Origin of the sequence: Citrobacter sp. Cpo032 (assembly GCF_030332975.1) — a bacterium.
Lineage (GTDB): Bacteria > Pseudomonadota > Gammaproteobacteria > Enterobacterales > Enterobacteriaceae > Citrobacter > Citrobacter portucalensis.
This window is the reverse complement of the sequence record NZ_JAOWGU010000014.1, coordinates 79,657-100,382: the sequence shown is the minus strand read 5'-3', so window position 1 is coordinate 100,382 and position 20,726 is coordinate 79,657. Positions and strand designations below refer to the sequence as shown.

Annotated in this window: 25 protein-coding genes; 9 read left to right on the top strand and 16 right to left on the bottom strand. The window is 53.6% G+C overall.

Annotation, left to right across the window (positions count from 1 at the left end; genetic code table 11):
* The first annotated feature begins 6 nt into the window (after positions 1-6).
* The 4 genes from yihX to fabY are packed head-to-tail and all read left to right on the top strand — an operon-like array spanning position 7 to position 2,892.
* A complete protein-coding gene (gene yihX / locus OGY33_RS00540; RefSeq protein ID WP_191238966.1) occupies positions 7-606 on the top strand; it encodes a glucose-1-phosphatase in 600 nt (199 codons plus the stop codon).
* Entirely contained in the window at positions 600-1,472 is an 873-nt protein-coding gene (locus OGY33_RS00535; protein WP_079935075.1) for a virulence factor BrkB family protein, read from the top strand. Before yihX ends, OGY33_RS00535 begins: the two co-directional genes overlap by 7 nt.
* Complete coding sequence (gene dtd, locus OGY33_RS00530; protein WP_191238965.1) at positions 1,469-1,906, top strand: D-aminoacyl-tRNA deacylase; 438 nt, start codon at positions 1,469-1,471, stop codon at positions 1,904-1,906. Before OGY33_RS00535 ends, dtd begins: the two co-directional genes overlap by 4 nt.
* 44 nt (positions 1,907-1,950) lie before the next feature.
* Positions 1,951-2,892, top strand: a complete 942-nt coding sequence (gene fabY / locus OGY33_RS00525; protein ID WP_003825286.1) for a fatty acid biosynthesis protein FabY — start codon at positions 1,951-1,953, stop codon at positions 2,890-2,892.
* A 17-nt stretch (positions 2,893-2,909) separates the two neighbouring features.
* Here the strand turns inward: fabY and OGY33_RS00520 are convergent, their stop codons facing one another.
* From OGY33_RS00520 to OGY33_RS00510, 3 genes are all read right to left on the bottom strand, one after another.
* Entirely contained in the window at positions 2,910-3,356 is a 447-nt protein-coding gene (locus tag OGY33_RS00520) for a helix-turn-helix domain-containing protein (RefSeq protein WP_048215203.1), read from the bottom strand.
* Positions 3,353-3,664, bottom strand: a complete 312-nt coding sequence (locus OGY33_RS00515) for a type II toxin-antitoxin system HigB family toxin (RefSeq protein WP_048215202.1) — start codon at positions 3,662-3,664, stop codon at positions 3,353-3,355. Before OGY33_RS00515 ends, OGY33_RS00520 begins: the two co-directional genes overlap by 4 nt.
* 84 nt (positions 3,665-3,748) lie before the next feature.
* Entirely contained in the window at positions 3,749-4,678 is a 930-nt protein-coding gene (locus tag OGY33_RS00510) for an alpha/beta hydrolase (RefSeq protein ID WP_191238964.1), read from the bottom strand.
* A gap of 219 nt (positions 4,679-4,897) precedes the next feature.
* On the opposite strand from OGY33_RS00510, the gene OGY33_RS00505 reads away from it, so the two are divergent.
* Positions 4,898-5,209, top strand: a complete 312-nt coding sequence (locus OGY33_RS00505) for a toxin HigB-2 (RefSeq protein ID WP_103015341.1) — start codon at positions 4,898-4,900, stop codon at positions 5,207-5,209.
* A complete protein-coding gene (gene nadS, locus OGY33_RS00500; RefSeq protein WP_048215199.1) occupies positions 5,210-5,497 on the top strand; it encodes a NadS family protein in 288 nt (95 codons plus the stop codon).
* Positions 5,498-5,540: 43 nt separating this feature from the next.
* Here the strand turns inward: nadS and fdhE are convergent, their stop codons facing one another.
* The 4 genes from fdhE to fdnG are packed head-to-tail and all read right to left on the bottom strand — an operon-like array spanning position 5,541 to position 11,064.
* A complete protein-coding gene (gene fdhE / locus OGY33_RS00495) occupies positions 5,541-6,470 on the bottom strand; it encodes a formate dehydrogenase accessory protein FdhE (RefSeq protein ID WP_003028685.1) in 930 nt (309 codons plus the stop codon).
* Positions 6,467-7,102 carry a formate dehydrogenase cytochrome b556 subunit gene (gene fdoI / locus OGY33_RS00490; RefSeq protein WP_003028686.1) on the bottom strand — a complete coding sequence of 212 codons (636 nt, stop codon included), beginning with the start codon at positions 7,100-7,102 and terminating at the stop codon, positions 6,467-6,469. Before fdoI ends, fdhE begins: the two co-directional genes overlap by 4 nt.
* A complete protein-coding gene (fdoH, locus tag OGY33_RS00485) occupies positions 7,099-8,001 on the bottom strand; it encodes a formate dehydrogenase O subunit beta (RefSeq protein WP_003825273.1) in 903 nt (300 codons plus the stop codon). The genes fdoI and fdoH overlap by 4 nt, the downstream gene beginning before the upstream one ends.
* A gap of 12 nt (positions 8,002-8,013) precedes the next feature.
* On the bottom strand, positions 8,014-11,064 hold the full coding sequence (gene fdnG / locus OGY33_RS00480; protein ID WP_156174783.1) for a formate dehydrogenase-N subunit alpha: 3,051 nt from the start codon (positions 11,062-11,064) through the stop codon (positions 8,014-8,016).
* 194 nt (positions 11,065-11,258) lie between these two features.
* Between fdnG and fdhD the strand changes: the two genes are divergently transcribed.
* Positions 11,259-12,095: a formate dehydrogenase accessory sulfurtransferase FdhD gene (gene fdhD / locus OGY33_RS00475; protein ID WP_071692610.1), complete on the top strand. Its 837-nt coding sequence runs from the start codon at positions 11,259-11,261 to the stop codon at positions 12,093-12,095.
* On the opposite strand, the gene OGY33_RS00470 is transcribed toward fdhD, so the two are convergent.
* Entirely contained in the window at positions 12,062-12,568 is a 507-nt protein-coding gene (locus OGY33_RS00470; RefSeq protein ID WP_032945569.1) for a YgjV family protein, read from the bottom strand. The genes fdhD and OGY33_RS00470 overlap by 34 nt on opposite strands.
* 58 nt (positions 12,569-12,626) lie before the next feature.
* Entirely contained in the window at positions 12,627-13,148 is a 522-nt protein-coding gene (locus OGY33_RS00465) for a Crp/Fnr family transcriptional regulator (RefSeq protein ID WP_032945571.1), read from the bottom strand.
* 129 nt (positions 13,149-13,277) lie between these two features.
* On the opposite strand from OGY33_RS00465, the gene OGY33_RS00460 reads away from it, so the two are divergent.
* Positions 13,278-13,490 carry a YdgH/BhsA/McbA family protein gene (locus OGY33_RS00460; protein ID WP_003825262.1) on the top strand — a complete coding sequence of 71 codons (213 nt, stop codon included), beginning with the start codon at positions 13,278-13,280 and terminating at the stop codon, positions 13,488-13,490.
* Between the two features lie 42 nt (positions 13,491-13,532).
* On the opposite strand, the gene OGY33_RS00455 is transcribed toward OGY33_RS00460, so the two are convergent.
* Together OGY33_RS00455 and OGY33_RS00450 are read right to left on the bottom strand one after the other, a co-directional pair.
* Entirely contained in the window at positions 13,533-13,856 is a 324-nt protein-coding gene (locus OGY33_RS00455) for an AzlD domain-containing protein (RefSeq protein ID WP_003825260.1), read from the bottom strand.
* Positions 13,856-14,515, bottom strand: coding sequence for an AzlC family ABC transporter permease (locus tag OGY33_RS00450; RefSeq protein ID WP_191238963.1), 660 nt, complete (start codon positions 14,513-14,515; stop codon positions 13,856-13,858). The genes OGY33_RS00455 and OGY33_RS00450 overlap by 1 nt, the downstream gene beginning before the upstream one ends.
* Positions 14,516-14,616: 101 nt before the next feature.
* Between OGY33_RS00450 and OGY33_RS00445 the strand changes: the two genes are divergently transcribed.
* Positions 14,617-15,165 carry a helix-turn-helix domain-containing protein gene (locus OGY33_RS00445; RefSeq protein ID WP_003825255.1) on the top strand — a complete coding sequence of 183 codons (549 nt, stop codon included), beginning with the start codon at positions 14,617-14,619 and terminating at the stop codon, positions 15,163-15,165.
* A gap of 57 nt (positions 15,166-15,222) precedes the next feature.
* Here the strand turns inward: OGY33_RS00445 and rhaM are convergent, their stop codons facing one another.
* The 5 genes from rhaM to rhaB form a co-directional block, all read right to left on the bottom strand.
* Positions 15,223-15,537, bottom strand: a complete 315-nt coding sequence (rhaM, locus tag OGY33_RS00440; protein ID WP_003825253.1) for an L-rhamnose mutarotase — start codon at positions 15,535-15,537, stop codon at positions 15,223-15,225.
* Complete coding sequence (gene fucO / locus OGY33_RS00435) at positions 15,534-16,682, bottom strand: lactaldehyde reductase (RefSeq protein ID WP_191239039.1); 1,149 nt, start codon at positions 16,680-16,682, stop codon at positions 15,534-15,536. The genes rhaM and fucO overlap by 4 nt, the downstream gene beginning before the upstream one ends.
* Before the next feature lie 73 nt (positions 16,683-16,755).
* Positions 16,756-17,583 (bottom strand): rhamnulose-1-phosphate aldolase, encoded by an 828-nt coding sequence (gene rhaD, locus OGY33_RS00430; RefSeq protein ID WP_008787010.1) that lies wholly within the window; start codon positions 17,581-17,583, stop codon positions 16,756-16,758.
* 143 nt (positions 17,584-17,726) lie between these two features.
* Positions 17,727-18,986, bottom strand: coding sequence for an L-rhamnose isomerase (gene rhaA / locus OGY33_RS00425; protein WP_191238962.1), 1,260 nt, complete (start codon positions 18,984-18,986; stop codon positions 17,727-17,729).
* Positions 18,983-20,452 carry a rhamnulokinase gene (gene rhaB, locus OGY33_RS00420; RefSeq protein WP_191238961.1) on the bottom strand — a complete coding sequence of 490 codons (1,470 nt, stop codon included), beginning with the start codon at positions 20,450-20,452 and terminating at the stop codon, positions 18,983-18,985. Before rhaB ends, rhaA begins: the two co-directional genes overlap by 4 nt.
* Positions 20,453-20,726 lie beyond the last annotated feature (274 nt).

Here is a 20,726-nt window from a genome sequence, read left to right as displayed (position 1 = left end):
AAGGGCATGCTCTATATCTTTGATTTGGGGAATGTGATTGTCGATATCGACTTCAATCGCGTGTTAGGTACTTGGAGCGATCTGAGCCGTGTACCGCTGGCTTCGTTAAAGCAAAGTTTCACCATGGGAGAGGCTTTTCACCAGCACGAGCGAGGTGAAATAACGGATGAAGCCTTTGCCGAAGCGCTATGTCATGACATGGCGCTACCGCTAAGCTATGAGCAGTTCTCCCACGGCTGGCAGGCTGTTTTTGTTGCCTTGCGTCCTGAAGTCATCGACATCATGCAAAAGCTGCGTGAGCAGGGGCATCGGGTGGTCGTCTTGTCGAATACTAATCGTCTGCACACGACGTTTTGGCCGGACGAATACCCCGAAATCCGTCAGGCTGCTGACCATATTTACCTTTCCCAGGATCTGGGCATGCGTAAACCGGAAGCGCGGATTTACCAGCATGTCCTGCAGTCTGAAGGTTTTTCTGCGCATGAGGCGGTATTTTTCGACGACAACGCCGATAATATTGAAGGGGCTAATCGGTTAGGGATTACCAGCATCCAGGTTGTCGATAAAACGACCATTCCGGACTATTTCGCGAAGTTGATATGCTAAAAAATGTTCAGCAACAAGCCAGGCACCATACGCGTCCTGTTCGGGCCTGGCTGAAGCTACTATGGCAGCGGATTGATGAGGACAACATGACGACGCTGGCAGGGAATCTTGCCTATGTCTCATTGCTCTCATTAGTGCCGCTTATTGCCGTAGTTTTTGCGCTTTTCGCCGCATTTCCGATGTTTTCTGACGTCAGCGTCCAGCTACGTCATTTCATTTTCGCAAACTTTATCCCGGCGACGGGAGATGTCATTCAGCGTTATATCGAACAGTTCGTTGCCAACTCGAATAAAATGACCGCCGTTGGGGCGTGTGGGCTGATTGTGACAGCGCTATTACTGATGTATTCCATTGATAACGCGCTGAATACTATCTGGCGCAGCAAGCGTACTCGGCCTAAAGTTTACTCTTTCGCCGTTTACTGGATGATTTTAACGCTGGGGCCACTGCTGGCGGGGGCCAGTCTGGCGATCAGCTCTTATCTGTTGTCATTGCGCTGGGCCAGCGATCTCAACACGGTGATTGATAACATTCTGCGTATTTTCCCGCTGGTGCTTTCCTGGCTCTCGTTCTGGCTGCTTTACAGCATCGTACCGACTACGCGTGTACCTAACCGTGATGCGGTTATTGGTGCCTTTGTGGCCGCTGTGTTGTTCGAAACCGGAAAGAAAGGATTTGCGCTCTATATCACGATGTTCCCGTCTTATCAGCTCATTTACGGTGTCCTGGCGGTGATCCCCATTTTATTCGTCTGGGTATACTGGACCTGGTGTATCGTCTTGCTAGGCGCGGAAATAACTGTCACTCTCGGGGAATACCGCAAACTTAAACAAGCCGCAGAACAAGAAGAAGCAGAGCAACCATGATTGCATTAATTCAGCGCGTAACCCGTGCCAGCGTCACCGTGGAGGGCGAGGTGACGGGTGAAATTGGCCCAGGACTTTTGGTCCTGTTAGGTGTCGAAAGGGATGATGACGAACAGAAAGCGAACCGCCTGTGCGAGCGCGTACTCGGCTATCGAATCTTTAGCGATGCCGAAGGCAAAATGAACCTTAACGTGCAGCAGTCAGGGGGCAGCGTGCTGGTGGTTTCACAGTTCACGCTGGCGGCAGATACCGAACGCGGCATGCGCCCGGGGTTTTCAAAAGGGGCTGCGCCCGATCGTGCAGAGGCGCTGTATGAGTACTTTGTTGAGCGTTGCCGCCAACAGCAAATGAATACGCAAACCGGTCGATTCGCTGCGGATATGCAGGTTTCACTAGTTAATGATGGCCCCGTGACGTTCTGGTTACAAGTATGAACCAGCTACCGGTGTGGCCGCGGACAACAAGAGAGAATACGACGATGTATCACCTTCGAGTACCGCAAACAGAAGAAGAATTGGAGCGTTACTACCAGTTTCGCTGGGAGATGCTGCGTAAACCGTTGCACCAGCCTAAAGGCTCCGAACGGGATGCCTGGGATGCGATGGCGCATCACCAGATGGTGGTGGACGAAGAGGGGAATCTGGTCGCGGTAGGACGTCTGTATATCAATGCGGATAACGAAGCCTCCATACGCTTTATGGCCGTTGACCCCTCCGTGCAGGAGAAAGGGTTGGGCACGCTGATGGCGATGACCCTGGAGTCTGTGGCGCGTCAGGAAGGGGTAAAGCGCGTAACCTGTAGCGCCCGTGAAGATGCGGTCGAATTTTTTGCCAAACTGGGGTTTGTGAGCCAGGGAGAAATCACCACGCCGCAAACCACGCCGGTGCGTCACTTTTTGATGATTAAACCCATCGCGACGCTGGACGACATTCTCCATCGCGGGGACTGGTGCGGACAGCTACAGCAAGCCTGGTACGAACATATTCCATTGAGTGAGAAAATGGGTGTGCGCATTCAGCAATATACCGGGCAGAAATTTATCACCACGATGCCCGAGACGGGCAATCAGAATCCGCACCATACGCTGTTTGCCGGTAGCTTGTTTTCCCTAGCGACGCTAACGGGCTGGGGACTTATCTGGCTGATGCTGCGTGAGCGTCATCTGGGCGGGACGATAATCCTTGCTGACGCGCATATACGGTACAGCAGGCCGATCACCGGGAAACCTACCGCTATCGCCGATCTGGGCTCGCTGAGCGGAGACCTGGACCGTCTGGCAAGAGGTCGTAAGGCGCGCGTTCAGATGCAGGTCGGGGTATTTGGCGACGACACGCCGGGCGTGGTGTTCGAAGGCACCTACATTGTGCTACCCGCAAAACCGTTTGGCGCATATGAAGAAGGCGGGAACGAGGAAGAGTAAGTCAGAGGGTATCTTCTCTACTCGATGAATGCGTCTGCCGGAAGATTAAAGCGTTCTGCAAGCGCTTTAATATGGCTTACAGTCAGTGCTCTGCGACCATTTAAGATGTTGCTGACGTTCGATTTTGAACCGAGTTCGTTGGCAAGGTCTGCTGCTTTGAGACTGTATTGGTCCATGAGCGTACGCAATACTGAAACGCCAGAGGGTGTTTTCTCCAGGTGTTGGTTGAGTGCTTTGAATTCCGGCGCATGTTTTTCATATTTACTGATTCGGGCACAGAGCAATTCAAATAGTGGGTTTTCAAGATCGTCGTGGTCGACCAGATACTCCACTAGCGCAAGTGCCCTGCGATACTCAGTGTCATTTCGGTCTTCCCCCAACAGTGGGATGGTTTTTACCGCATCGCTGAAGGTATCAACAATCTTTTTTGCGCTGGCTGCATCCATATGACGATGCGTTCTCATTCTTTATTACCCCGATAATATGCTGTCAGTTTGTCATATTCGGCATGGGAAACGATATGTTTGACAAATATCTTATGTGACCTGAAATCTATGTAGGAGATGAGTCTTAGGCTGTTACCAGAAACATCAATCACCCACCATTTATCTCTGTACTTAAAATTATCCAGTGAAGGAATATACTGCTTCATCTCTTCAGGCTGAATGAATGTTTTTTTCTCCAAAACATTCAGTAAATCAGCGAGAGCAAGCTGATGATTTGGATACATGAGCATTGCCTCGTTAAAAGGTTTTCGGCTGATAACATGCACGGTGTAGTTCCATTACAAGGTTTTCAACCTGAAAACAAAATAACGCAACGCAATTAAGTTTACAAGATGAAAACACTATATTAATTAAGCATGTCTTACTGCTGTAGAATTTATGGCGCGCCAGGCAACATCCCGCATTGCGCTTCGTGCCGCCTGACTCACCCCTGCTAGCTGGAAAAATCCGTGGATAACGCCGAGATAGCGTTGGCAGGTGCACTCCACGCCCTGTTCCTGGAACTTTTGATACAGGGCCTCACCCTCATCTCGCAGTGGGTCGAATTCAGCTGTAATGATGTGCGTGGGCGGTAAACCGTTGAAGTCTTCGCGCCAGAGCGGGCTGACTTCGGGATGCAGTGGATCGGTTTGCGGCATATACATCTCGTAGCCCGACAGCAGCGTGTCGCGGGTGATAATGTAATCCTGTCCATTATGGTCATAGCTCGCAAAGCTGGCGGTTGCATCCAGCATCGGGTAGATCAGCATAAGCTGCGCAGGTTGCCATTGCCTGGTAGCTTTCAGGCGTAGTGCGGTGACCAGCGCCAGATGCCCGCCAGCGCTGTCGCCAGCCAGCGTAATGTTGTCCCGGTCTACTCCCAGTTTCTTGGCATACTTCCAGATAATATTGGCCCCCGATTCAGCATCGTTATGTGCTGCCGGGAAGATGTGCTCTGGTGCGAGGCGATACTGCACCGCAATGACCCGACAGCCGCTGTACCAGGCGAGTTGCCTTAGCTGGTTATCATGAGTGGTAAATCCGCCGCTGACAAAGCAGCCGCCGTGATAATAGATAACGCAGGGGAGATTTCCCGTGCAGCCCCGCGGCGAAACTACGCGAAACATCATGGCATCGAGTTCAATATCTTCAACCTGTACGCGGGTTTCAGTGTCTCCGGCCAGGACCGTGCTGGCGATGTAGCCTGCTCTCCGGTCATCAATATTCTGCTCGCGCGAAGAAGGGCGTCCCGCCGCGATAAATGCTTCAACCAGCTGTGCAATCCCGCTTTCCAGTGCCATTTTCACATCTCCTTATCTGTATGGATATACAGGTTTATAACCTGGATAACTAAGAATGAAAATGGGAAAAATGGGGGCCGGTATGATTTTGGAAAGCGGCTCGCAGATTAAATACCGTCATTGGTTTCTGCTGTTTGAATTCTGTATTGTGAGGAAAATTAACTATACGCCATTGACGTATAGTTAATTTCTATTAATATAGTCCAATGGCGTACTAAAATGCTATTCATAGAAACGGAAATCTTCACTGAAGACGTCAAAAAATTACTGGATGATGATGAATACCGCAGATTACAGATATTCCTTGCGATTCAGCCTGATTGTGGCGATCTGATACAAGAAACGGGCGGACTGAGAAAGGTTCGCTGGAGATCGCGAGGGAAAGGCAAACGTAGCGGTGTGAGGATTATTTACTTTCATCAAATCAGAAAATCACAAATTCGATTGTTGCTGATTTATCAGAAAGGGATCAAGGATGATCTGACTCCACAAGAAAAAGTGCTGCTGCGTATGTTGAATGGGAGGTGGTAAATGGATAAGGCACTATTTGAGCGATTAACTCAAAGTATGGTTCAGATGAATGAGATCGCTGAAGGAACGCGACAACCTTCCCGTACCTTTCATATTGACGCCATGAAAATAAAGGAAATTCGCCAGTCTTCAGGATTATCACAGAGTCGTTTCGCAGATTTGATATCGGTAAGCGTGGATACGTTGCGAAATTGGGAGCAAGGGCGTCGTTCACCGACCGGTCCAGCAAAAGCGTTGTTACGTGCTATTGCCAATGATCCAAAACATGTCATTCAGGCACTAAGATAATCCCCGGCAGTTTGGTTCAATTGCCGGGGGAAGATCTTAAAACTTACTCCCCTTCACCTGGGAACAGGAACGGGTTGATGGAGCTGCGGGCAAAGCCCTCTTGCTCCATGTGCGCGTCCAGCATCAGTGAAGCGAGATCGTCAGCCACGGCTTCAACTTTAGGGTCTTTTTCCTGATAGAGAATCTTTAGGTAAGTCCCACAGTCGCCGCAGCTTTCAGCTTTAATTGCCGCCTGTTCGTTATCCAGCGACCAGTAGTTCAAATCACGGCTTTGCTCGCAGTTGCTGCACTTCACGCGTACCACGTGCCACTCGGTTTCACACAGGTTGCAGTGCAGATAACGCAGCCCCTGAGTGGTACCGATTTGCACCATGCTGGAGACCGGCATTGAACCACACACGGGGCAGTACTGACGCTGTTCACCGTATTCCGCACGGGCTTTGCCGGGGATCAGGCTTGCCATCTGCGCCCAGTAGAGCGACAGGGCAGCCCAAATAAACGGCGCTTTATCGCTGCTGACGGAGGCGAAATCAGAGGCAAACAGCGCGCTGGCCATCAGCTCCAGTTCCTGCTCTGAGGCTTTTTCCAGATTTTCGATCACGGCAAGCGCAGGGCCGCTCATTTCTGGTTTCAGCTCAGCAATTAACGACTGCAGCAGTTTTTGCCAGTGCTTGTCGCGTGGCAGAACGTGGATATCCAGCGGCGGTTTGCCCTGATCGTTCGCTTCTTTGATACGAGCGGTCAGATCCATCTGCAGCGGATGGTCGTACAACACCACTTCCTGCGCGTGGGCGATCAGTGCGGCAAAGCGCAGGTAGTCGCCCAGCGGGTTGTTCTCGGCCAGCTCGCGCAGGCGCTCAGCGCGGCGGTTATACAAATTTTTGAGTCTGGGGAATAATAACGGCGGAATCATATCCGCCGTGCGTTTCTCGCTCTTCTCCAGCTCATCTTGCGGGATTATGCGAATACTCATTCAGATGACTTTTCCTGTTTCTGGCGGACTTCACGGTACCAGCGCGGGTGATGTTTCTTCGCCCATGAACTGGTAACCCATCCTTCCACCATCGCGGTAATGGTGCCTTTCACCCAAAGGGCGGCGTAAATGTGCACCATGATAACCACAATTAACGCTACTGCGGCAAATGAATGCAGCATTAACGCGAATCGGATCACCGGGATTGAGAAAGCAGGCGCAAAATACGGACGCCAGATGACCACTCCGCTCACCAGCAACAGGACCAGGAAGATAATCGCCGCCCAGAATACGCATTTCTGGCCGAAGTTATAACGTCCCGTGTCACCTACTTCCTCGTTGACGACAATCTTACGAATATTCTTCGCCCAAAAGATATCATCCCGATTGATTAGATTGTGGTGCCAGTAACGGAAAAACATGATGATAAACGAGGCAAACATGATCACGCCGACAAACGGGTGCACAATTCGCGCCAGTTGTGGAGTGCCCATGATGTGCATCAGCCAGTTAAAAGACGGGAAGAGAAAGCCCATCCCGCTCACCGCCGCCAGAATGAAGCAGAAGGCGGTGATCCAGTGGTTGATGCGTTCCGGCGCCGTGTAGCGCACGATGGTGTCACGTCGTTTCATTTGCGCACCTCGTCGTCTTTTTCATGCAGATTGTCTTCTTCCTCTTCCGCACGGTTCGGGCCTACGCCGACGTAGTGGAAGATGCTGGCCGCAAATGTCGCTGCAAAGCCGACGGCTGCGAGGGGTTTCCAGATGCCTTTCCAGAACTTAACGGTAGCGCTGATCTCCGGGTTCTCCGGCAGGCCGTGATACAGATTTGGCTTGTCCGCATGGTGCAATACGTACATTACGTGCGTACCGCCAACACCCGCCGGATCGTACAGACCCGCGTTTTCGTAACCACGCGTTTTCAGCTCCGCCACGCGTTCGCCTGCCAGGGTTTTCATCGACTCCTTGGTGCCGAAATGAATGGCACCGGTTGGGCAGGTTTTCACGCAGGCCGGTTCTTGCCCGACCACAACACGGTCAACGCACAACGTACATTTGTAGACGCGGTTGTCTTCCGGATTGAGGCGCGGCACGTCGAACGGGCAGCCCGCGATGCAGTAGCCACAGCCTATGCACTGCTCAGACTGGAAGTCGACGATACCGTTGGCATACTGAATGATTGCGCCTTCAGCCGGACACGCCTTCAGGCAGCCCGGATCGGCGCAGTGCATACAGCCATCCTTGCGGATAAGCCATTCCAGTTTGTCGTTTTGTTCCACTTCCGAGAAGCGCATCACCGTCCAGGATTTGGCGGTCAAATCGGCCGGGTTGTCGTACACCCCAACGTTGTTGCCCACTTCATCACGGATGTCGTTCCATTCAGAACACGCCACCTGACATGCTTTACAGCCGATACAGGTGGTGACGTCGATAAGCTTCGCCACTTCTTCCTGATGGTCCCGCGCCTGAGGCGCGGGGGTGAAACCGTTAGTGGCGGAACGACGAATGATGTCTTGCGATTGATAAGCCATAGGTCGTCTCCGTTACACCTTTTCCACGTTCACGAGGAAGGACTTAAATTCCGGCGTCTGCGTGTTCGCATCACCGACGAATGGCGTTAACGTGTTAGCGATAAAGCCTTTTTTCGCCACACCTTCGTAGCCCCAGTGAATCGGAATACCGATAGTGTCGATATCCTTACCGTTAGCCTGCAGCGTGCGAATACGTTTGGTCACCACCGCCTTGGCCTTAATGTAGCCGCGATTAGAGGAGACTTTGACGGTATCGCCGTGGGAGATACCGAGCTTATTCGCCAGCTTCTCGCCAATTTCCACAAACTGTTCCGGCTGAGCGATGGCATTCAGCAGCGCATGCTTGGTCCAGTAGTGGAAGTGCTCGGTCAGACGGTAGGTTGTACCGACGTACGGGAACTTATCTGCTTTACCCAGTGCTTCTTCGTCACCTTTAAAGATGCGCGCGGCAGGGTTAGAGATTACGTTCGGGTGCAGCGGGTTAGTCCCCAGCGGTGTTTCAAACGGCTCGTAGTGTTCCGGGAACGGACCTTCCGCCATCTTATCGATAGCAAACAGGCGTCCCATCCCTTCCGGCTGCATGATGAACGGCCCTACGTTGCTGCCAGGTGCGGCAGCGCTGTAGTCCGGAATATCCATCCCGCTCCACTTCGCCCCATCCCATTTCAGGATCTGACGTTTTGGATCCCACGGATTCCCCTGCGGATCAGCGGAGGCGCGGTTATACAGAATGCGTCGGTTAAGCGGCCATGCCCAGGCCCAGCCCAGCGTATTACCAAGGCCTGACGGGTCGGCGTTATCGCGACGTGCCATCTGGTTGCCTTCCGGCGTCCAGCTACCGGCAAAAATCCAGCAGCCGCTGGAGGTCGTGCCATCGTCACGCAGTTGGGCGAACGAGCTAAGCTGTTGGCCTTTCTTGACGATAACCGCACCGGTTGCCGGGTCGGTAATGTCGGCCAGCGCTTTACCGTTACTCTCCATCGCCACTTCTTCCGAAGCCGGTTCGTGCGGGGTGGAGTAGTTCCAGGTCATGCTCAGCACCTGTTCCGGGTTCGCGCCACCTTGCTCGGCATACATCTTGCGCAGACGCAGGAAGATACCGGCGAGGATTTCGCCATCGGTAACGGCAATCCCCGGGGCATCCGCGCCTTTCCAGTGCCACTGCAGCCAGCGACCGGAGTTAACGATAGAACCGTTCTCTTCGGCGAAGCAGGTGGACGGCAGACGGAATACTTCGGTCTGGATTTTCGACGGATCAACATCGTTTGACTCACCGTGGTTCTGCCAGAAAGTGGAGGTCTCGGTGTTGAGCGGGTCGATAGTGACCAGGAACTTCAGTTTGGACAGTGAAGCCACAACTTTGTTTTTGTTCGGGAATGACGCGACCGGGTTAAAGCCCTGGCAGATATAGCCATTCACTTTGCCCTGATTCATCATCTCGAAGTACTGCAGGACGTCGTACCCTTTATCCCACTTCGGCAGCCAGTCGAAGCCCCAGCTGTTTTCCGCTGTTGCTTTATCGCCAAAGAAGGCTTTCATCATCGAAACGAAGAATTTCGGGTAGTTGCCCCAGTAGTTCACCTGACCTTCCAGCAACGGTTTTGGCGTGTTGGCAGCAAGGTAAGTTTGCAGGTCAGTCTGTTTCTCGCTTGGCAGCGTCATATAGCCTGGCAGGCTTTGTGACAGCAGGCCTAAGTCGGTCAGGCCCTGAATGTTGGAGTGACCGCGCAGGGCGTTAACACCGCCGCCTGCCATCCCCATGTTGCCAAGCAGCAACTGGATCATCGCCATGGTACGGATGTTCTGCGCACCTACGGAGTGTTGCGTCCAGCCCAGGGCGTACAGGAACGACGCGGTTTTATCTTTGGCGCTGGTTTCTGCAATGTACTCACAGACCTTCAGGAAGTCGGCCTTTGGCGTACCGCAGATGTTTTCTACGACGTCCGGCGTGTAGCGGGAGACGTGCTGTTTCAGCAGGTTCCACACGCAGCGCGGATGTTGCAGGGTGACATCGCGTTTGGCGAAGCCTTTTTCATCCAGCTCGTAGTTCCAGCTGGTTTTGTCATACTTGCGTTTGTCCGCGTCGTAGCCGGTGAACAGGCCATCTTCGAAACCGTAATCCTCACGCACGATCAGGCTGGCGTTGGTATAGGCCTCAGTATATTCGCGGTTGAATTTTTCGTTGTTCAGCAGGTACAGCAAAACGCCTGACAGGAAAGCAATGTCAGTACCGGAACGAATCGGAGCATAGAAATCAGCCACCGCAGCGGTTCGCGTAAAGCGTGGATCGATAACAATCAGCTTCGCGCCGTTGTGGATTTTGGCTTCCATCGCCCAGCGGAATCCGACCGGGTGAGCTTCAGCGGCGTTACCGCCCATCACCACGACGAGGTTGGCGTTTTTAATGTCGACCCAGTGGTTGGTCATCGCACCGCGACCAAATGTTGGAGCAAGACTTGCTACCGTTGGTCCGTGTCAGACGCGTGCCTGGTTGTCGACCGCGAGCATACCGAGCGCGCGGGAGAATTTTTGCGTTAAATAGCCGGTTTCGTTACTGGAAGCGGATGCACACAGCATCCCGGTGGAAAGCCAGCGGTTAACGGTTACGCCTTCAGCGTTTTGTGCAACGTAGTTAGCGTCGCGGTCTTCTTTCATCAGCTTAGCGATGCGGTCAAATGCCTCATCCCAGCTAATCTGTTGCCACTTATCTGAGCCTGGTGCGCGATATTCCGGGAATTTCAGGCGGCTTTCGGAGTGGATGAAGTCCACAAGTCCTGCCCCTTTCGGGCACAATGCGCCACGGTTCACCGGGTGATCCGGGTCCCCTTCGATATGGAAGATGGATGCTTTGGCGTTTTTTGCGCCGTCACCGAGGCTGTACATTAACAGTCCACAGCCAACGGAACAGTAAGTGCAGGTGTTACGGGTTTCGCGGGTGCGCAGCAGTTTATATTGCCGTGTTTCCGCGAGCGCTACGCCGGGTGCAAAACCCAGTGCCGCTGCCGTGGTGCCTGCCATACCGCCAGCGCAGATCTTAAAGAACTGCCTTCTGCTGACCTGCATGGTTCGCTCCTTGTTTCGACATTGTCACGTTCCCTTCGCTTTTCTGTAACGCGAACGCGAGGGAAGTGGTTGTTATTTTTCTTTGCGGACGGGACCGCAAAGGTCCAGAATTGGGTGAATTTCCCTCCGTCCAGGAGGGATTTGTAAAGAATACCACAATGTTGGTATGCGTGTTCCAATATGGTTAAAAGAAAGTGAATAAGATTATTCAAGAAAACATCAAGAATGTGACATCTTCGACAGGATCTCGCCAGTTGACCCTCTGGAAGCGCGAGGATTTGCAACATCCTCAGCCTGATGAGGTAGCTGAAGAAGTGCCTGTTGCGCTGGTATACAACGGGATTTCGCACGTGGTGATGATGGCATCACCGAAAGATCTTGAGCACTTCGCGGTGGGTTTTTCACTTTCTGAAGGCATTATTGAGTCCCCGCAGGATATCTACGGAATGGACGTAGTGCCTTCCTGCAACGGATTGGAAGTGCAGGTTGAACTGTCCAGCCGTCGCTTTATGGGGCTGAAGGAGCGTCGTCGCGCGCTGGCCGGTCGCACCGGTTGCGGCGTTTGTGGCGTGGAGCAGCTCAATGACATTGGCAAGCCGGTCCAGCCGCTGCCGTTTACCCAGACATTCGATCTGGCGAATCTTGATAACGCTTTACGACATCTCAACGATTTTCAACCCGTGGGGCAACTGACAGGCTGCACGCACGCGGCTGCCTGGGTACAGCCGTCAGGTCATCTGGCGGGCGGGCATGAAGATGTTGGACGTCATGTTGCGTTGGATAAACTGCTGGGACGACGTGCAATCGAAGGGGAAACCTGGCAACAGGGCGCGGTATTAGTCTCCAGCCGTGCCAGTTATGAGATGGTGCAGAAATCGGCGATGTGCGGTGTGGAGATCCTGTTTGCTGTTTCTGCGGCGACAACGCTCGCCGTGGAAGTTGCCGAACGTTGTAACCTGACGCTGGTGGGTTTTTGCAAACCGGGCAGGGCGACGATCTATACGCATCCGCAACGTCTGGTCGCGCTGTGACGCCACCAGGCGGCCAGAATACTGCCGGAAAATGCCAGTTCCATGATTACGGCAACTGGCGAGCCAACAATCACATTGTTCAGCAGCCAACACAGGCTGCCGCACAAGGTGTATCCCCGTAATTTTCCGCTGCGTTTTTGAAATGACGCAAAGGTCATCAGCAGGCTTCCCATCAGCGGCAAAATACTCGACAGATTTTGCCAAAGATAAATGCTACACAGCAGCGACCCCAGCATAAATCCCCACATCACCCAGCGGTGAAAGGTGACGATGGCTGTCGCGTAGCGGCATGCGGCAATGATCATTAACCCAGCCGCAGCGTGTTGATCCAAAAGATAGAAATGGATAGCTAACAGAGACGTAGAACTGGTGAGCAGCGTTAAAGTGATAGCCCGGCGTTGAAAATGAAAAGCGGAAATATCCAGTAAGAAGCTGATGCCAGCCAGCATCTGAGAAAGAAGAAATGCGTTCATTGTGGTCGCCATCTATTAAAGAGTGACGGGACAATAATCGACGCATCACCTTAAGGCGTTAACCTTTGTTAAGACGCTGGCGAATACGGGACAGGCTAACGGGGGTAATGCCGATATAGCTGGCAAGATCGCGCTGGGTGAGCTGTGACTCCCAGTCCGGGAAGTGTGTTTGTACGTACTGATAGCGTTGCTCTGGGGTATTGAGCAGCAGCATTTGCTCTTTTTTCTCTTTGTAGATCAATTGCTGGACCAGTAGCTGAGTCTTAATATCCTGATTTTCCGGCGCATCAAGCAAAGCCAAGGGTATTTCAGTGGTTTCTCCCGCGGCGATCATTTGTAGGCTGTAATCGGCAGGTGTGTTAGTTAGCCAGTTCAGGTACAGAAAGCAGTATTCCCCGGCAAAGTAGAACTCTTTAACCCTTTCAACGCCGTTGTCCGCGTGATAAACCGCACGAGCCACACCATGATGTAAAAGATGAATTTTACTTTGTGGTTCACCCTGACGAAGTAACCAATTACCCGCCAGTTGCGTTTTTCTACGGCTGCCAGCAAGCCATTGTGATTCCTGATTACGTAACATCTTATCTCTCAAATAATTTGAATAAGACTGGCAAATCCTTCCGCTTTCAGTTGTTCGGGTATCAGCCTATTATTTATCACATCAAGGCACGGCGCCTTACTCAAACAACTAAGTTAAAGGGTTTATATCATGAAAAGCATCAAAACTTTTGTCGCAGTTATCGCTCTGGCTACTTCTTTCGGTTCTTTCGCTGCTCAGACAGTGACCGCAACCGGTTCTACGCTGGAAAGCGCTGAAGCAAAAATCGCCGCTCAGGCTGAACGTGCAGGCGCCAGCGATTACAAAATCACTCAGGCATACACCGGTAACCGCGTGCACATGACCGCCGAACTGCTGAAATAAGATACCTTAGTACTGTCGAAAGAGCGCCCTTGAGGCGCTTTTTTAGTTTATACCCGCCATTCGCAGCAATGCGGTCACCACTGCGGCAGCGACGATCACCACGATTAGCGGCATCTTGCGCCATGCGAGAAATACCGCAAAAGCCACGCCCAGCACGCGCGCCATGCCAGCGAAGTGTTCGCCTTCGTAAAAGGTAGTCGCCAGCGCAACGGAGAACAGTAATACCGTTGCGGCGTCGGAAAGCAGCGCCTGCGAGCGTTCCGAGAACGCTAAACGGCTCCCAAGCTTCGCTCCTCCTAAACGCATTAAATATGTTCCCAGAGATAACATGGCGATACCGACGATAAACAGCGTCATGTTGCCCATTATTTTTTCCTTGTCAGTAAGCCAAACAGTGAGAGCAAAACAGGTAAACCGACCGGCGCAAAGGGGATGGTGGCAAGCGACAACCCGGCACCGCTACAGGCGCGAATCAGCGTGGTGCGGTTTTTAAAGGCCGGGACCACTAAGGCTAATAAAATTGCAGGGAAGACGGCATCCAGACCGATGGTTTCCGGGGCGGGGAGCAGTTTGCCGACGCCCGCGCCGATCAGTGTGCCAACAGGCCAGAAAAGCGCGACGCCCAGACCGCACAGCCAGAAGGCGGCTTTACGTTGTTCGGGCGTTTTTTGCGACAGGCCAAAGACTACGCTTTCGTCGTTCATGATATGACAGCCGAGGAAACTCGCAGCCCGCGAGCCCACCAGATCGCGCACCGTGACGCCAAACGGCACGTGTCGGGCGTTGACCAGTAAGCCGGCAGCCGCAGCCGCCAGTGGGTTACCGCCACTGGCGACGATGCCGATAAACATAAACTCGGACGCACCCGCCAGTACCGTAATCGAAAGCACAAACGGCACCCACAGCGGGAAGCCGTAGGCCATCGCCAACGAGCCGTATGACATGCCGACTACGCCGACGGCCAGACAGACTAAAAATATTGCTTTAATCGTGTCGCCTTTGAGACTGGAAAAATAATGTTTCATACCGTTTTAGCCATATCGAACGAATTTCCATTATAATGAACGCGACCAGTTGATATTACAAGTCGAACGAATCGTTCGATATAAAGAACATGGAGTCGTGAATGACCCAGCCCATCAGTATGATCGCGAAAAGCCTTGTGCGTGAACGTCAGCGCACCGGTTTGTCATTGGCAGAGATTGCCCGTCGCGCAGGGATTGCAAAATCGACACTCTCGCAATTGGAAGCGGGCAATGGCAATCCTAGCCTGGAAACGCTCTGGTCGCTGTGTGTGGCGTTAGATATTCCCTTTGCTCGCTTGCTGGAGCCGCAGGAACAAAAAACGCAGGTGATTCGCCGCGGCGAAGGGACAAAGGTGGTGGCTGAGCAGGCCCACTATCAGGCCATTTTACTGGCCGCCTGCCCACCGGGGGCGCGGCGGGATATCTATCTGCTGCTGACGCAGCCTGGCGCGGATCGTATTTCACAGCCGCATCCACCGGGATCGGTTGAACACATCATCGTGACGCAGGGTAAGGCGATGGTAGGATTGACGGAAGCCCCGGAGGAGTTAGGCGAGGGGGACTATATTTGTTACCCCGCCGATCGGGCGCATATTTTTAAAGCGCTGGAGCCTGACACCCAGGCGATTCTGGTTTCTGAGCAGAACTAACTGTTCTGTTGCGTTGTGCCGGATGCGGCGCGTTAGCGCCTTATCCGGCCTACAAGTCTATTGCAAATAAAACACTTCTTTTAGCTCTGCGCTAACCGGGCTGTTGTCCGGGTTTGCTGGCATTACGTCACGCATATGCTTCCACCAACGTTGGCAAACGTCGGTGCTGGCAACGGCATTCCAGCGTTCTTCGGACTCAATCTCAACGGTGGCGAACAGCAGATTGCGCGCCTGATCGAGATAAATCGCGTAGTGATGGGCGCCGTGCTCTTTCAGCACCGCTTCCAGCTCTGGCCAGATGGGATTGTGCCGACGTTGATATTCAACGTGCGCGTCGGCATTCACCTGCATAACAAAGGCCTTGCGGATCATAACGCCTCCAGATACAGCTCTCGGACCTCGTCGCGGCTGGCGGTGCGCGGGTTGCATGGCGCACACGGATCGGCCAACGCTTTATCCAGCCAGCCTTCAATATCCTCTTTCGTCACGCCAAGGGAACTAAAGCCCGCAGGAATACCAACACGCTTGCTGAGTGCACGAATCGCGTTGATGGCCTCCATACTTGCCGCTTCATCGCTCATGTCACGGGTATCGACGCCCATTGCCTGCGCCACGCGGGCAAAGCGCGTCACGGCGTTCGGACGGTTAAAGTTTTCGATTACCGGCAGCAGGATGGCGTTGCAGACGCCGTGTGGCAGATTATGGGTTGCGCCCGGCTGGTGCGCCAGCGCATGCACCAGACCCAGACCAGCGCTGTTAAATGCCATCCCCGCCAGATACTGACCAAACGCCATTTGCTCACGAGCTTCGAGGTTATGACCGTCGTCGACCGCTTTTGGTAGCCACAGGTTGATCAGGCGAATCGCTTCCAGCGCGTTAGCGTCGGTGAGCGGATGAGCACCAACGGAAACATAGGCTTCCACCGCGTGGGTCAGGGCGTCCATACCGGTTGCGGCGGTGACGGAGGCCGGGATTTCCAGCATGACGCTGGCATCATCCACAGCGATGTCCGGGATGTTATTCGGGTCGATGATCACCTCTTTAACCTTACGGGCAGAGTCGATAATGACCGCGTTGCTGGTCATCTCTGCTGCCGTACCGGCGGTAGTGTTGATGGCGACCAGCGGGACGCCCGCATTTTTCACTTTGCCCACGCCGGAGTAGGCGGTAGAAGGGCCAGGGTTGGCTGTCAGAATTTTCACTGCTTTGGCGGTATCGATCGGGCTGCCGCCACCGAAGGCGATGATGTAGTCACATTCTGCGCCCTGATAGGCCGCAAACCCTTTCTGTACCAGCTCTTCTGTCGGGTTCGGGAATACTTCATCAAACAGGTGGTAAGACATTTGATGTTTATCCAGCGCGGCAAACAGGCTATCCAGCAGGCCCAGTTTTACCAGTTGACCATCGGTGACGATCAGCGCTTTGCCCCATTGTTTATTCGCCACGAGATTCACCATATCGGCAATCGCGCCGGCGCCATGCAGGCTAATTTTTGGCAGTGCCAACATAAAGCTCATCATTATTCTCCTTAATAATAAAATCCTGTAGGCCGGAAAGGTGAAGCCGCATCCGGCGTTGCGTTGGGAGGTATCAGTACAGCTCTATGGCGCTTGCCAGCGGCGTAACACCAAAGCGTTTGCCAAGTGCGACCAGCTCTTCACGTGAGATGGTCTGCTTCATACCGCCCATCGAAAAGATTTTGACCAGAACTTCGGCGGATTTCTCTGCGGTATCTATCAAACCGAACGCTTCGTCGAGGGTAGGTCCGCTTCCGAACACGCCGTGGAACGGCCAAAGTACCAGCGAGTGTTTCTGCATTTCCTCGGCGGTAGCCTGACCAATTTCATCTGTACCCGGCACCATCCACGGGAGAATGCCAACGCCATCCGGGAACACCACCAGGCACTCGGTGCTGCCTTCCCACAGCTTGCGGGTAATCAGCGCTGTGTTGTTTTCCAGTACGTAGGTCAGAGCGATCAGGTTGGTGGCATGGCAGTGCATGATCACGCGGTCTTTACCGTTCGTCGCTTTAATGCGTTCGCAGTGAGAGAGGAAGTGAGCCGGCAGTTCAGAGGTCGGCACGGCCTCGTGGGTCAGGCCCCAGAGGATATGGTAGCCCGCGCCGTCGCTGTCTATTTGTACCACGCCCAAGTTTGCCGCGGGATCGAGCTGGACGTTACGGAAAAACTTACCGGAACCGGTGACGATAAACGGTGTGTTTGCCAGCAGCGGCATCGGCTGACTTAGCGCAATATAGCGTGGTTTTTCGTGGAAATCGGCGCTAAACGGCGCGATATCTGCTTCATCAAGACGCAACGTCAGGTTGCCGCCATTACGCTCGTCCCAGCCTTTCAGCCACGCATCAGAAGTGGCTTTGATCATCCCCTGGACGAACCAAGAAGTCGTAATTTTTTGCATGTTCGGTGTTCCTGTTTATTGCCCGAACGTTATCGGGTTTTACGTAGGCCGGATAAGCGAAGCGCCATCCGGCAATCGTGTTTCATTTTTTGCCGGATGGCGACGCGGGGCGTCTTATCCGGCCTACAAGCCTGGCGTCACGGTTAGCTACGTTTGCTCAAAATCTCTTTTTCATAAGCGCGCACGCTGTCCAGCCACTGGCTGCCCGCAGGCGTGTCATGGCGCTGGCAATACATCTCCCAGACAGCCTGCCACGGCAGCGATTTTTGCTCTTCCAGCAGGGCCAGGCGTGCGGTGTAGTCGCCGCTGGCTTCGAGCTGACGCAGTTGCTCGGTGGGTTCTAACAGCGCGCGCAGCAGGGCTTTTTTCATATTGCGGGTGCCGATCACCCACGCGGCGATGCGGTTAATGGAAGCGTCGAAGAAGTCGAGGCCAATGTGTACGCGGTCAAACAGGTTGTGGCGAACGATCTCGCTGGCAATCGCCTGAGTTTCATCATCCAGCAGCACCACGTGATCGCTGTCCCAACGCACCGGACGACTGACGTGCAGCAGCAGGCGCGGTACATACAGCATGGCGGCGGAAATTTTGTCGGAGATCACTTCAGTCGGATGGAAGTGGCCCGCATCCAGACACAGTGCGGTCTGGCGGCTGGTGGCGTAACCCATGTAGAACTCGTTAGAGCCCACGGTGTAGCTTTCCGCACCGATGCCAAACAGCTTGCTTTCGACGGCATCGATATGGTGCGCCGGGTCGAGTTTCTCGCTGATCACTTCGTCCAGTGCGTCCAGCAGACGCTGGCGCGGCGCTAAACGGTCAACGGTGATGTCTTTCATGCCATCCGGGATCCAGATGTTCATCACCGATGGTGTACCCAACTGCTCGCCAAAATACGCCGAGACGCGACGGCTGGCTTTGCAGTGATCGATCCAGAACTGGCGAATGGTGTCGTCGGCGTGCGCCAGAGTGAAACCGTCGGCGCTCAGCGGGTGTGAGAAGCAGGATGGGTTGAAATCCAGCCCTAACTGGTTCGCTTTCGCCCACTCCACCCAGTTTTTAAAGTGCTCAGGTTTGATTTGGTCGCGTGCAACCGGCGTATCAGATTCCAGATAGATCGCGTGCAAATTCAGACGTTTTGGACCAGGAATCAGGCTCAGCGCCTGCTCCAGATCGGCCCGCAGTTCGGTGGCGTTACGCGCTTTACCCAGATAGTTACCGGTAGCCTGAATACCGCCAGTGAGCGAGCCTTCCGGGTTTTCGAAACCGGCGACATCATCGCCCTGCCAGCAGTGCATGGAGACCGGCAGACGATCGAGCTGGCGTAAGGCCGCCTCGACATCAATACCTACCGCGGCGAAACGCAGTTTTGCCAGTTCCCAGGCTTGTTCAAGTTGAGTGGTCATGCGCAAAGCTCCTTTGTCTGTCGTAGTGATTGAAACTGCGCCTGGTAGCGGGCAATTTCACTTTCAGGATTGGGAATGAAGGTGGTCAGTTCGTAGTTGGCGCGTACCACCTGACGGAAATCATCGACGTTGTTCAGCTCGTCCAGCGTCATCAGCTGGATGCCAATATTGCCGAGCGTGGAAGCCTCAATCGGCCCGGACATCACGCGAATACCGCAGGCATCCGCACACAGCTGGTTCAGTAAGGTGTTCTGGCATCCGCCACCGACAATGTGCAGTTGGCTAAATGCTGCACCACGCAGTTGTGCCAGTTCTTGCAGGATGTCGGCGTACAGCAACGCCAGGCTGTCGAAGATACAGCGCGCCAGTTCGGCGTTTTGCAGGGGAGCGGGTTGGCCTGATTCACGGCATGCTGCCTGAATTTCTGCACTCATATCGTCGGGGTTGATAAAGCGATCGTCGTTCGGGTTTATCAGGAACTGGCAGGCTGGCAGCGCTTGCGTTTGGCTGATAAGCGTTGGCAGGTCGGTAATCTGGCGCTCTTTTAATACGCGCTGGAGCAGCCACAGCCCCATAATATTTTTCAGGACACGGTAGCGTCCTTCCGCGCCGCCTTCATTGGTGATATTCGCCGCCAGCGCCACATCGTTGGTATAAGGTGTTCTGCTCTCAAAGCCCATCAGCGACCAGGTCCCGGAAGAGAGATAGGCGCTGTTTTTGTCGGCCAGCGGAGAAGCAATGACCGCGCTGGCCGTGTCGTGACTGGCGACGGCGACAACCGGAATTTGGTTTTTCTGCGGGCAAATCCAGTGGCCGATCACGTTCCCAGGATGCGTCGGGCGACCAAACCAGGCTTTGTCTGCCCCGGTCCACGCCAGCAGTGTGTCATCCCAGTCGTCGGTATTGATATTGACTAGCTGGGTGGTGGTGGCGTTGGTGTATTCCCAGTTCATTTTGCCGGTCAGGCGAAAGCTGAAGTAGTCGGGGATCAGCAGGGCATGGGCCACCTGCGGGAGCAGTTCTGGCTGCTGTTCAACCAGTGCACGCAGTTGATACAGGGTGTTAAAGGGCAGAAACTGAATGCCGCTACGGCGGTAAATTTCACCTTTACCCGGCTGTTCCATCGCCTGCGCCATAATGCCGGTCGTGCGGCTGTCACGGTAAGAGACCGGCAGACCGACACGTTGACCGACGTTATCGATCAGAACGTAATCCACGCCCCAGGTATCAATGCCGATGCTGTCTATCCGAATGCCTTCATCGCAGACTTTTTTCAGGCCAAGACGAATATCGTTTTCCAGGCTGTCGATGTCCCAGGTGTCAAAACCGTCTGTTTTTTGCAGGCAGTTCATGAAGCGGTGGATTTCACGTAGCGTCAGGGAGCGGTGTTCACTGTCGTAACGCGCCAGCATTACGCGCCCACTGGATGCGCCGAGATCGACTGCGACACAATGGCGAAAAGTCATAGCGAGGTCCTTCTGAGTTTTATTGCACTCAGTCTAAGAACCCCAGATAACGCGTACCTTCTTGACAGTGACAGCCACAATTAGCGGCTGGCAACATGGCAAAGGTGAACGTGACGCTGTTCACAATTTCTATTAATAGGACCTGTTTTAGCGGATGTGACGCCTTCCGCAATTCCCGATCTTTCCCGCCATTTCTTGAAGAATTAACCGTGTTTACGCACTTTGGCGTCAAAAATTTAAGGTGAGGGTGATAACCCTTAATTACTATTCAGCC

Bases quoted from the DNA above. Each gene is read 5' to 3' on its own strand.
- OGY33_RS00520 (WP_048215203.1), bottom strand. From the start codon at position 3,356: ATGAGAACGCATCGTCATATGGATGCAGCCAGCGCAAAAAAGATTGTT.
- OGY33_RS00470 (WP_032945569.1), bottom strand. From the start codon at position 12,568: ATGAACGCATTTCTTCTTTCTCAGATGCTGGCTGGCATCAGCTTCTTA.
- nadS (WP_048215199.1), top strand. From the start codon at position 5,210: ATGGATAAGGCACTATTTGAGCGATTAACTCAAAGTATGGTTCAGATG.
- OGY33_RS00455 (WP_003825260.1), bottom strand. From the start codon at position 13,856: ATGGGCAACATGACGCTGTTTATCGTCGGTATCGCCATGTTATCTCTG.
- rhaA (WP_191238962.1), bottom strand. From the start codon at position 18,986: ATGACCACTCAACTTGAACAAGCCTGGGAACTGGCAAAACTGCGTTTC.
- OGY33_RS00535 (WP_079935075.1), top strand. From the start codon at position 600: ATGCTAAAAAATGTTCAGCAACAAGCCAGGCACCATACGCGTCCTGTT.
- OGY33_RS00505 (WP_103015341.1), top strand. From the start codon at position 4,898: ATGCTATTCATAGAAACGGAAATCTTCACTGAAGACGTCAAAAAATTA.
- rhaM (WP_003825253.1), bottom strand. From the start codon at position 15,537: ATGATCCGCAAGGCCTTTGTTATGCAGGTGAATGCCGACGCGCACGTT.
- OGY33_RS00445 (WP_003825255.1), top strand. From the start codon at position 14,617: ATGACCCAGCCCATCAGTATGATCGCGAAAAGCCTTGTGCGTGAACGT.
- dtd (WP_191238965.1), top strand. From the start codon at position 1,469: ATGATTGCATTAATTCAGCGCGTAACCCGTGCCAGCGTCACCGTGGAG.
- fucO (WP_191239039.1), bottom strand. From the start codon at position 16,682: ATGAGCTTTATGTTGGCACTGCCAAAAATTAGCCTGCATGGCGCCGGC.
- OGY33_RS00460 (WP_003825262.1), top strand. From the start codon at position 13,278: ATGAAAAGCATCAAAACTTTTGTCGCAGTTATCGCTCTGGCTACTTCT.
- OGY33_RS00510 (WP_191238964.1), bottom strand. From the start codon at position 4,678: ATGGCACTGGAAAGCGGGATTGCACAGCTGGTTGAAGCATTTATCGCG.
- fabY (WP_003825286.1), top strand. From the start codon at position 1,951: ATGTATCACCTTCGAGTACCGCAAACAGAAGAAGAATTGGAGCGTTAC.
- OGY33_RS00465 (WP_032945571.1), bottom strand. From the start codon at position 13,148: ATGTTACGTAATCAGGAATCACAATGGCTTGCTGGCAGCCGTAGAAAA.
- fdoH (WP_003825273.1), bottom strand. From the start codon at position 8,001: ATGGCTTATCAATCGCAAGACATCATTCGTCGTTCCGCCACTAACGGT.
- yihX (WP_191238966.1), top strand. From the start codon at position 7: ATGCTCTATATCTTTGATTTGGGGAATGTGATTGTCGATATCGACTTC.
- OGY33_RS00450 (WP_191238963.1), bottom strand. From the start codon at position 14,515: ATGAAACATTATTTTTCCAGTCTCAAAGGCGACACGATTAAAGCAATA.
- fdhE (WP_003028685.1), bottom strand. From the start codon at position 6,470: ATGAGTATTCGCATAATCCCGCAAGATGAGCTGGAGAAGAGCGAGAAA.
- rhaD (WP_008787010.1), bottom strand. From the start codon at position 17,583: ATGCAAAAAATTACGACTTCTTGGTTCGTCCAGGGGATGATCAAAGCC.
- rhaB (WP_191238961.1), bottom strand. From the start codon at position 20,452: ATGACTTTTCGCCATTGTGTCGCAGTCGATCTCGGCGCATCCAGTGGG.
- fdoI (WP_003028686.1), bottom strand. From the start codon at position 7,102: ATGAAACGACGTGACACCATCGTGCGCTACACGGCGCCGGAACGCATC.